Raw genomic sequence first — 9,983 nt, forward strand, 5'->3', positions numbered from 1 at the left:
TCCGAGCAGCAACGGTCCCGGACGTCCCAGTCGGCACAGGGTTCGCAGGCTCCGCAGGTGCCGAGGCAGCGGTCGGCGGACACGGGACAGGTGTGGCTGCTGCGCTCCCGTGGCTGCTGGCAGGCCGCGGCCGAACTGCTCGGCGACGAGCCCGACTCCGCGGTGGAGCGTGCGGAACTGCTGATCGAGGCGGCGTTCTTCACCGGTACCGCCTGGGACGACGCGGAGACCGCGCTGCGGGCGGCCGAGGCCGTCGTCCGGGACAACCACGAGCGCGCCGCTGCGGCCTGCGCCCGCGGCTTCCTCGCCTACGGCGCCACGGTGTTGAAGGTCCACGACCGCCTCGACGAGGCGCAGGCCGCGCTGGGCCGCGCCTCGGCGCTGCTGCCGCCGGAGGACCCGGCCCGCCCGCTGCTGGACTTCCGCCGCGGCCTGATCGCCCACGACCTCGTCGGCGACGCGAACGCCGCACGCACGGCGTACCGGCGTGCCCACGCCGGCGCGGAGCAGCAGCAGGACGCCCACCTCCTGTCCTACACCTGGCGGCAGTTGGCCGCGATCGCCCAGGAGGACGGCAACGTCGCCGGCGCGCGCCACGGCTACGCCGAGTCCCTGCGCCTGCGCGAGGAGACGGGCTTCGCCGTCGGCCTCGCCCCCGCCCTCGCCTCCCTCGCGGACGTCTCCCCGGCCGCCGAGGCCAACCAACTCCGTGCCGAGGCCCGCCGGTTGACGAAGGCCTTCGCGGGCACCCCGGTCTGGCTGACGCTGGACTGAACCCTCCCGTCCGCTTTGACGCCCTTGCGGACCGGCCGTTAGCTTCGCACTCATGTCCGATATTCCCCGACTTCCCGGACTGCGCCTGGCCGACGCGGACCAGCTCGTGCAGATCGCCCTGTCGGTCGGCGCGGAGCGCGGCTTCCCGCCGTTGGCGGTGGCCGTCGTCGACGTCACCGGCGAGGTGGTCGTCCTGCGGCGAGCCGACGGCGGTATGCCCATGACCAGCAGGATCGCGGTGGCCAAGGCCCGCACCGCGCTGCTCTCCCTCCAGCCCTCGGGCCAGATCGCGCTCCCCGGTGCGATCGTCGACGGCATCCAGCACCTCTTCGGCGGCGACTTCATCCCGTTCGCGGGTGGCGTCCTGGTCGCCGACGACGGGACGGTGCTCGGCGCGGCGGGCGCGTCCGGCGCCCACGCCCTGGAGGACGAGGAGGCGGTGCGGACGGCCGTCGAACGGTGGGCCGAGCACCGCCGTCACTCGTCCAGGTGTATCCGTCCCAATTCCACATGATCGTCTCTGTCGCTCCGTCAGGATGGTCCCGCCTCCGGCGGCTTGCCGGGGGTGGGAGGAGACGAGGCGACGATGCGAGTGAGCGACGGCACGCTGGGGTGGGTCTTGACGCTCGCCGCGCTGCTGCTGGTGGTGTCCGTGCTGCTGGTCGTGCTGCGCGCCCGCGCGGGGCGGGCGCAGACCACGGACAGCTGGGAGCGCAGCGAGGAGCGGCGCAGGAAGAAGGAGACCGTCTACGGGTCGGCCTCCTACGTGCTGCTGTTCTGCTGCGCGGCCGTCGCGGCCGCCCTCTCGTTCCACGGGCTGGTCGGCTTCGGCGTGCAGAACCTCGGGCTGAGCGGGGGTTGGCAGTACCTCGTCCCCTTCGGGCTGGACGGTGCGGCCATGTTCTGTTCCGTGCTCGCCGTGCGCGAGGCCAGCCACGGGGACGCGGCGCTCGGCTCCCGCAGCCTGGTGTGGATGTTCGCGGCCGCGTCGGCCTGGTTCAACTGGGTGCACGCGCCGCGCGGCATCGACCACAGCGGGGCGCCCCAGTTCTTCGCGGGCATGTCGCTCTCCGCCGCCATCCTCTTCGACCGCGCGCTGAAGCAGACCCGTAAGGCCGCCCTGCGCGAGCAGGGTCTCGTGCCGCGGCCGCTGCCGCAGATCCGCGTCGTACGGTGGCTGCGCGCGCCGCGCGAGACGTACGCCGCCTGGTCGTTGATGCTGCTGGAGAACGTCCGCAGCCTCGACGAGGCCGTCGACGAGGTCCGCGAGGAGCGCCGCGCGCGCACCCGGCATCGGGACGACGAGCGCCCGCAGCTCCACGCGCTCGGCGGCGGCCGTCGCCTGCCGCAGCTGCCCCGCTCGGGCGGCGGCTCGGGCCGGGACGAGGTGAGCTCCGGGGAGCCCGCCATAAGGCCCGAGGCGGCGGTCTCCGAGCGGGTCTTCGACCTGACGGCCGAGGACGACACGGTCAGCATGCCGGCCGTCCCCCGTGCCAGCGCCTGGGACTCCCTGGAGCAGAAGCTCAAGGACCTGGAGAAGCTCTACGGCTGAGGCGCGTCCACGGCTGCGGCGGCGAACTCCTTGCGGTACTCCTCCATGATCGCGTAGAGGTGGTGGCCGATCTTGAGGTAGTCCAGGTCGTCGAGATTGGCCAGGGAGATGCGCACCGACCACTCGGGCCCTTCGAACCCGCCTCCGTTGAGCAGCACGATGGAGGACTGCGCGAGTCGGAAGAGCACGTCGGTCGGCTCGTAGGCGGCCTTGAGGTACGCGGCGAACTCCGGTGAGTCGAAGACCTCCGCCTCGGCGAGGAGGTCGAGCTCGACGTAGTACGCGGCCCGGCCCCGGTCGTCGCTGATGTGGGTGTTGCCCAGCCCCTCCAGCAGCAGGTCCAGACGGCGGTGGACGACGTCGCGCACCAGCTGCCGGTAACGCCTCCCCTCGTCCAGCAGGTCGAAGAGGGCGAACATGACCATCTGCGTCTGCTGCGGGGTCGACAGCCCGGCCGTGTGGTTGAGCGCGACCTGCCGGGAGTCGGCGACGAGCCGGTCGATGAACCTGATCTTCTCCGGCTCCAGACTGAGACTGCGGTAGCGCTTGTTCAGCCGCTTCCTCTCGGCGGCCGGCAGGGCGGCGATCTTGTCGTCGAAGACGTTGTCCCGGCCGACGGCGATGACGCCGAGGCGCCAGCCGGTGCAGCCGTAGTGCTTGGAGAAGGAGTAGACCAGCGCGGTGTTGCGCGGGCACAGCTCGGCGACGGAGCGGAAGCCCGGGACGAACGTGCCGTAGACGTCGTCGGTGACGATGACCAGCCCCGGGTTGGCGGTCCTGACGATCCTCGCGATGCGTTCCCGGACCCGGTCCGACATGGCCATGGACGGCGGGTTGGACGGGTTGACGACCATCAGCGCCTTGACCTCGGGATCGGCGAGCCTGTCCACCTCCTCGTCGGCGTAGCGCCACATGTGGACGCCGTCCTCGGTCATCATCGCGGCCCGCACGTGGACGACCTTGAAGGCGTAGCGCTCCAGCTCGGGGATCTCCAGATAGGGCGTGAAGATCGGCGTCATGATGGCGATCGTGTCGCCGCGGCGCAGGATGCCGTTGGTGACGAGCGTGTCGAAGAGGTAGCACATCGCGGCGGTGCCGCCCTCGGTCGGGAAGACGTCGACCTCGTCGACGTCGATCCCGCCGCCGTACATCTCCTCGCCCAGATAGGCGCGCAGCACCCGCTCGCAGTGGTGCAACACCCGGTCCGGCACGGGGTAGTTGTCGCCGAGATAGCCGTCGACGAGCTCGTGCAGCCACGCGTCCGCCTCGAAGCCGAGTCGGTCGGTGCCGTAGTCGACGCAGTCGCGCAGCATCCGCACACCCGTCAGGCCCGGATTGGCCTCGCAGAACCGCTCGAAGCGCACGGCGACGCCCTCCTTGGCGGGCATGCCGCCGAGGTCGTCCATGCTCCACACACGCCGGGACTCCGCCAGGGCGAAGTGCCCCAGCGCCAGGAACGCCTCCCGGGGGCCGAGCGCGTTCCAGTTCGGGTTCCCGCGCCCGGCGTTGAGCATCTGCGCGGCCGACCTGCGAGCCGGCTCCGCGGCCATCGCGATCAGCTGGTCCTTCAGCTCGAAGGGGCTCAGCGCGGACAGCCGCCTGATCTCCTCCCGGCTCGCCCGCACCCGGGCGGCTTCCTCGGCGGACCTGGTCGGCACATCCTTCATCGGCAGAGCCTTCGGTGCGGAGGTCATCGTGGCGCCTCTCCCGGGCGTGGCGACGTCGGCGGGCGCGGCGCCCGCACCGGCCTGTCGGCGCCGGCGCCCATCCTCCGCCAGCCTGCCCCGCGCCGGGGCGCGCGGCATGCGTTGATCGGCCGATCAGGGGGTCCGGCCCGTCAGGGAGCGGGAGCCGCCACCAGCAGCGCGAGGGCCGCCGCGAGGGAACCGTGGGCGAGCAGGGAGGCAAGCCAGCCGCGCGCCCGGCCCAGGCCGTGCCGGGCGACCCGCCACCAGGTCGCGGCAATGGCGACGGCCGCCAGCACGACCAGGCCCCACGACCACGGGTGGACGGCGGGGTGGCCCTCCGCGGCGACGAAGAGGAACGCCGCGAGGACGGCGCACAGCGCGCCTGCGGTCCAGTCCAGCTCGTTGATCTCGGCGGGCGGGTTGCTGCTGCTTCGGGGTGGCACCGTGTCTCCTCTGTTCGGTCCACCTGCACCCTCGCACCCCGCGCCGCGTGCCGGCGGGGCCGATCGTCCCGTCACGGGAGGACCATCGCCCCGCGACGGCGGCCTCGGCCCTTGCCGTTCAAGATCTTTTTGCCGAGAATGGCGCTCATGTCCCTCGAAATGCGTGCACTCTGCGAGCGGTGCGAGACCACGACCCTGCCCCACGACGCGGTGGCCTACATCTGCTCCCACGAGTGCACCTTCTGTCCGGCCTGCACCGAGACCATGGCCCAGGTCTGCCCCAACTGCGGCGGCGAGCTCGTCCTGCGGCCTCGCCGTCAGCGGTAGATCCCGTCGCGCGCGGCGCCGTCCAGGACCCCCGCGGCGACGGCCAGGGCTGCCCCACACAGCAGCGCGAACAGACGGACAGCGCCGCCCCGGTCAGGTCGGCGAGGGCTCGGGCCTCTCGGGGACGTCGTCCGGCGTCTCCGAGACCAGCTCGAACCACATGCGCTTACCCGTGCCGTTCGGCTCGACGCCCCAGGCGTCGCTCAGGGCCTCGACCAGCATGAGTCCGCGGCCGGAGGAGGCCTGCTCGCCGGGCGTGCGGCGCTTGGGCCACTGGTCGGAGTCGTCCACGACCTCGATCCGCAGGCGGGCCTGGCCGGTCTCCGCGTCGCGGGTGAGGCGGGCGGTCAGCATGGCGTCGCGATCGGTGTGGACGAGGGCGTTGGTGACCAGCTCCGAGGCCAACAGTTCGACGGTGTCGGAGAGTTCGCCGACGCCCCAGCGCCGCACCGCGTCCCGCAGTTCCGCGCGGACCTCGGCGATCCGGGCCAGGTCGGCCTGGCCGATCCGGCGACGCAGTTGCTCGCGCGGACGGGAGGCGGCCAGGCCCTCCCAGCGGAGCAGCAGCAGGGCCACGTCGTCGTCGCGCTCGGCGCTGTCCGCCGCGACGCGGGCGATCCGGTCGGCGAGCCCGGAGAGGTCGGCGTCCCGACCGCCGGCGACGACGCGGCGCAGCCGCTCCATGCCCTCGTCGAGGTCGATCCGGCGGGTCTCGACCAGCCCGTCGGTGCACAGCAGCAGCGCGTCGCCCGGATCGAGGGTGAACCGGCTGACCATGTAGCCCTGTTCCGGGTCGACACCGAGCGGCAGTCCGCCGTCGACGTGCTGGACGGCGGTGCTGCCGTCCGCGCGGCGGATCAGCGGGTTGAGGTGTCCGGCGCGCACCGCGTAGACGGCGCCGTAGTCCACGTTGACCTCGGCGTACAGGCAGGTCGCGAAGTGGCCGGTGTCCAGGTCGGCGAGGAAGCGTGAGGCGCGGGTCATCACGGCGGCCGGCGGGTGGCCCTCGGCGGCGTAGGCGCGCAGGGCGATCCGCAACTGGCCCATGACGCCTGCGGCGTGCACGTCGTGACCCTGGACGTCGCCGATGACGACGCCGACGTGGCCGCTGGGCAGCGGAACGACGTCGTACCAGTCGCCGCCGATCTGCAGGCCGGTACCGGCGGGCAGGTAGCGGGCGGCGGCCTCGAAACCGGGGACGGGCGGGACGCGGCGCGGCAGCAGCACCCGCTGCAGACCGGCGGCGAGTTCGTGCTCGGCGTCGTGCAGGCGGGCGCGGGCCAGCGACTGGCCGACCAGGCCGCCGAGCGTGCTGAGCAGGGTCCGCTCCTCGTAGTCGAGGGTGCGGTTCTCGTCGAAGCTGACGAGGCAGACGCCGAGCGGTCGCCCGCTGGCGACCAACGGCAGGAAGGCCCAGGCGTGGCGCGGGTGGCCGTTGACCGGCGGCCAGGCCACCGGGAACCGCTGCCGGTACTCCTGCCGGCTGGCCAGGAAGACGGGCGTGCGGGTGCGCAGCGCGAGCGCGGCCGGGTGGTCGGCGTCCAGCGGCACGTGGTCGTGGGGCGGGCGGGACTCCCCGTCGTAGCCGGAGGCGGCCAGGATCTGGATGCGGCCGCTCTCCAGCACGGCCAGCACCAGTCCGTCCGGCGGGATGCCGGGCAGCGGCAGCTCGGTGAAGACGCGGGCCACGTCGGCGGTGGTGACCGCTTCGGAGAGGGCCTTGGCGGCCTCCCGGATGAAGAGCGTGCGCTCCTCGCGGACGGTCGCGGCGTGGTCGGCGCGGCGGCGCTTGAGCAGCTCGACGGTCGCGTCCCAGACGAAGCCGACCATGCGGGTCGGCCGGCCCTGCTCGTCGGCGAGCACCCGGCCACGGAAGCGGACGGCGTGCAGCTCGCCGCTGGGGAAGACGGTGCGGTAGTAGGCGCCGCACTGGCCGAGCTCGGTGATGGCCCGCTCGACGCGGCGCTTGACCACCGGCGCGTCCTCGGGGTGCAGCAGCGCCAGGAACTCGTCGGAGGTGATGGACGCCTGCGGCACGCCGCCCCCGGGCAGGGTGGCCGTCAGCGTCACGGGCGCGCCCGCGCCGACCGACGGGAGCGTGACCGGCACGGAGGGCGCCGCGGAAGACGTCTGGGGCGCGCTGCAGACCGGCAGGCTCTCGCTCGCGCGCAGGCCTCGCCCTTCCAGGCCCAGGATCGCGAGCGCCCGCTCGTCGCAGACGATGCGGTCGGCCCGGATGTCCCAGTGCCAGGAACCGATGCCGTTCGCCGCCATCGCCGGCTCCAGCCAGTCCGGTGCCTGGCTCTGCTGCGGCGGGCGGTGCGCGGGTTGCGGGAGCCGCGGCGGCTGCGGCCTTGGCGCCATCGTTCTCCTGCCCTGCACGGGGCCGCGCCCGGTGTGCGCGGCTGTTGCTCTCCCATTGTCCCAGCTCGGAGCGGGAACGGTGGATCTTGGGGTGTATATCCGGACTTCATCCTGTCCGATGAACCGCCCCGCGGCAATGGCGGAGCGCCCCCCGATCCGACAGCACACCGCACCCGGGTGGTCACCGGAACATCTCTCCCCGATCACGGAACCATCACGAGCCCTGGAACGTCGGGGAATTCTGAGGCGCCCCGGTGGCGCCTGGTCCACCTACGGAGGGGAACGAAAACGTGAAGGTCCTGATCACCGGCGGAGCGGGTTTCATCGGCAGCACGGTCGCCTCGGCCTGCCTGGACGCCGGAATCACGCCCGTGCTGCTCGACAACCTGGTGACCGGACGCGCGGAGTTCACCGAAGGACGCGAGTTCTACGAGGGCGACATCGCCGACGGCGAGTTGATCGATCGGATCTTCGAGGACCATCCCGAGATCAGTGCGACGATCCACTGCGCCGCACTGATCGTCGTCCCCGAGTCCGTGGCCGAGCCGCTGCGCTACTATCGCGTCAACGTCGCCAAGACGATCGCGCTGACCGAGCACCTGCTGCGCAACGGTTGCGACCGGCTGCTCTTCAGCTCCTCCGCCTCGATCTACACCGCCGGCGAGGACTTCTCCGTCGACGAGGCCTCCGCGCTCGACCCGCTCTCCCCCTACGCCCGCACCAAGATGCTCACCGAGCTGGTCTTCAAGGACACCGCCCAGGCCACCCCGCTGCGGGTGCTCTCGCTCCGCTACTTCAACCCCGTCGGCGCCGATCCGACGCTGCGCACCGGCCTGCAGGTGGCACTGCCCTCGCACGCCCTCGGCAAGCTGATCCAGGCGCGGGCCAACGGCCTGCCGTTCCTGGTCACCGGAACCGACTGGCCGACCCGTGACGGCAGCGGCATCCGCGACTACGTACACGTCTGGGACCTCGCCAGGGCCCACGTCGCGGCCGTGCAGCGGTTCGACGAGGTGCTGCCGCTGGACGGCCCCGGCTGCTACGAGGTGATCAACCTGGGCACCGGGCGCGGCACCACCGTGCGCGAGCTGATCCGCGCCTTCGAGAACGTGACCGGCGAACGGCAGCCGACCGAGGAGGCGCCCCGCCGCCCCGGCGACAACGCGGGCGCGTTCACCCGCACCGAGAAGGCGGAGCGGCTGCTGGACTGGCGCGCCGAGCTCTCATTGGAGCAGGGCATCGCCGACACGCTGGCCTGGTTCGACCGCCGCGAGGCGGTGCTCGGGCTGTAGCGCGCTGCTGGGAGCCTGCCGCGGCAGGCCTTCGTGGGCACCCGTCCGGCTGATCCGGGCGGGTGCCCACGCGCGTTCCGGGCCGTCGGCTGGACAGGCGGCGCCGCGCGAGGTTCAATGCGAGGGACGTTTGAACGGCGTTCTAAACTGCGAGGCACCGTGCGATTGACTCCGACTGAACGGGACCGGCTGCTGTTGTTCTCAGCGGCCGAGCTGGCGCGCGCCCGACGCGCGCGCGGCCTGCGGCTGAACGTGCCGGAGGCCACCGCGTTGATCGCGGACACTGTCTGCGAGGCGGCCCGCGACGGCCGACGGCTGGCGGAGGCCATCGAGGCCGGACGCAGCGTGCTGTCCGCGAAGGACGTGCTGCCGGGCGTGGTGGACGTGGTCCGGACGCTGCAGGTGGAGGCGGTCTTCGAGGACGGCACCCGCCTGTGCGTGATCGACGATCCGTTCCGCGGCGAGGGTTCCCTCGCCGCGGAGGCCCCGGGCGCGGCGCTGCCGGGCGCGGGCGTCGGCTACGAGCCGGCGGCGCCGGCCGTGGTGCTCCCGGTGCGCAACACCGCGCCGGTGCCGGTGACGGTGACCTCGCACTTCCACTTCTTCGAGGCCAACCCGCGGCTCGCGTTCGACCGCGCGGCGGCGTTCGGCATGCGCCTGGCCGTCCCGGCCGGCTCCTCCGTCCGCTTCGACGTGGACACCGTCGTCGAGGTCGGCCTCGTGCCGATCGGCGGCGAGCGGATCGCGATCGGCTTCGCCGGCCTGGTCGACGGCCCCCTCGACGCCCCCGGCGCCCGCGACGCCGCACTGGAGAAGGCCCGGGCGTGCGGTTACCTGACCAGCTTCGAGCCGAACGACGAGCAGAACGAGGAGGCCCAGGCATGAGCGGGAGCGCTTTCGACGCCCAGGGCTGTCACGGCCGTTCAGGCCCCGTCGCCCCCTGGGGCGCCATCGATCCTCATGACTACATCGCGGTGCACGGGCCGCGGGCCGGGGACCGGATCCGCCTGGGCGACTCCGGCCTGATCGTCCGCGTCGAAGCCGACTCCCAGCACCCCGGCGAAGAGTTCCTGGCCGGATTCGGCAAAACCGCCCGCGACGGCCTCCACCTCAAGGCCACCACCGTCGCCGCCACCTGCGACGTCGTCATCTCCAACGTCCTGGTCATCGACGCCGTCACCGGCATCCGCAAAACCAGCATCGGCATCCGCGAAGGCCGCATCGTCTCCATCGGCCGCGCCGGCAACCCCGACACCCTCGACCACATCGACGTCGTCGTCGGCACCGGCACCACCATCGTCTCCGGCGAAGGCCTCATCGCCACCGCCGGCGCCATCGACACCCACGTCCACCTCCTCTCCCCCCGCATCATGGAGGCCTCCCTCGCCTCCGGCGTCACCACCATCATCGGCCAGGAATTCGGCCCCGTCTGGGGCGTCGGCGTCAACTCCCCCTGGGCCCTGCGCCACGCCTTCAACGCCTTCGACGCCTGGCCCGTCAACATCGGCTTCCTCGCCCGCGGCTCCTCCAGCGACCCCGGCCC

Annotated in this window: 9 protein-coding genes and 1 pseudogene; 7 read left to right on the top strand and 3 right to left on the bottom strand. The window is 72.7% G+C overall.

All coding sequences use genetic code 11. The annotated features are described in order from the left end of the window. Positions 1-57 precede the first annotated feature (57 nt). The 3 genes from BMY61_RS33910 (at position 58) to BMY61_RS33920 (ending at position 2,326) form a co-directional block, all read left to right on the top strand. Positions 58-774, top strand: a complete 717-nt coding sequence (locus BMY61_RS33910; RefSeq protein WP_042452332.1) for a hypothetical protein — start codon at positions 58-60, stop codon at positions 772-774. A 52-nt stretch (positions 775-826) separates the two neighbouring features. Then, positions 827-1,288 carry a GlcG/HbpS family heme-binding protein gene (locus tag BMY61_RS33915; RefSeq protein WP_174514527.1) on the top strand — a complete coding sequence of 154 codons (462 nt, stop codon included), beginning with the start codon at positions 827-829 and terminating at the stop codon, positions 1,286-1,288. A gap of 72 nt (positions 1,289-1,360) precedes the next feature. Then, positions 1,361-2,326: a DUF2637 domain-containing protein gene (locus BMY61_RS33920; RefSeq protein ID WP_042452330.1), complete on the top strand. Its 966-nt coding sequence runs from the start codon at positions 1,361-1,363 to the stop codon at positions 2,324-2,326. Here the strand turns inward: BMY61_RS33920 and BMY61_RS33925 are convergent. Both BMY61_RS33925 and BMY61_RS33930 read right to left on the bottom strand, forming a co-directional pair. Further along, entirely contained in the window at positions 2,317-3,993 is a 1,677-nt protein-coding gene (locus tag BMY61_RS33925; protein WP_042452591.1) for a bifunctional aspartate transaminase/aspartate 4-decarboxylase, read from the bottom strand. The genes BMY61_RS33920 and BMY61_RS33925 overlap by 10 nt on opposite strands. A gap of 170 nt (positions 3,994-4,163) precedes the next feature. Continuing rightward, positions 4,164-4,457: a hypothetical protein gene (locus tag BMY61_RS33930; RefSeq protein WP_042452328.1), complete on the bottom strand. Its 294-nt coding sequence runs from the start codon at positions 4,455-4,457 to the stop codon at positions 4,164-4,166. Between the two features lie 147 nt (positions 4,458-4,604). On the opposite strand from BMY61_RS33930, the gene BMY61_RS33935 reads away from it, so the two are divergent. Further along, on the top strand, positions 4,605-4,784 hold the full coding sequence (locus BMY61_RS33935; RefSeq protein WP_042452589.1) for a DUF1272 domain-containing protein: 180 nt from the start codon (positions 4,605-4,607) through the stop codon (positions 4,782-4,784). Positions 4,785-4,877: 93 nt separating this feature from the next. Here the strand turns inward: BMY61_RS33935 and BMY61_RS33940 are convergent, their stop codons facing one another. Beyond that, entirely contained in the window at positions 4,878-7,148 is a 2,271-nt protein-coding gene (locus tag BMY61_RS33940; RefSeq protein ID WP_082015267.1) for a SpoIIE family protein phosphatase, read from the bottom strand. 290 nt (positions 7,149-7,438) lie between these two features. Here BMY61_RS33940 and galE point away from each other — a divergent pair, with 290 nt between their 5' ends. From galE to BMY61_RS33955, 3 genes and pseudogenes are all read left to right on the top strand, one after another. Continuing rightward, positions 7,439-8,440, top strand: coding sequence for a UDP-glucose 4-epimerase GalE (galE, locus tag BMY61_RS33945; protein WP_042452325.1), 1,002 nt, complete (start codon positions 7,439-7,441; stop codon positions 8,438-8,440). Positions 8,441-8,599: 159 nt separating this feature from the next. Continuing rightward, positions 8,600-9,325, top strand: coding sequence for an urease subunit gamma (ureA, locus tag BMY61_RS33950; RefSeq protein ID WP_075004173.1), 726 nt, complete (start codon positions 8,600-8,602; stop codon positions 9,323-9,325). Then, a pseudogene (locus tag BMY61_RS33955) lies at positions 9,322-9,983 on the top strand (amidohydrolase family protein); the annotation flags it as partial. The gene ureA and the pseudogene BMY61_RS33955, both read left to right, overlap by 4 nt.

Origin of the sequence: Streptacidiphilus jiangxiensis, from assembly GCF_900109465.1 — a bacterium.
GTDB classification, from domain to species: Bacteria; Actinomycetota; Actinomycetes; order Streptomycetales; family Streptomycetaceae; genus Streptacidiphilus; species Streptacidiphilus jiangxiensis.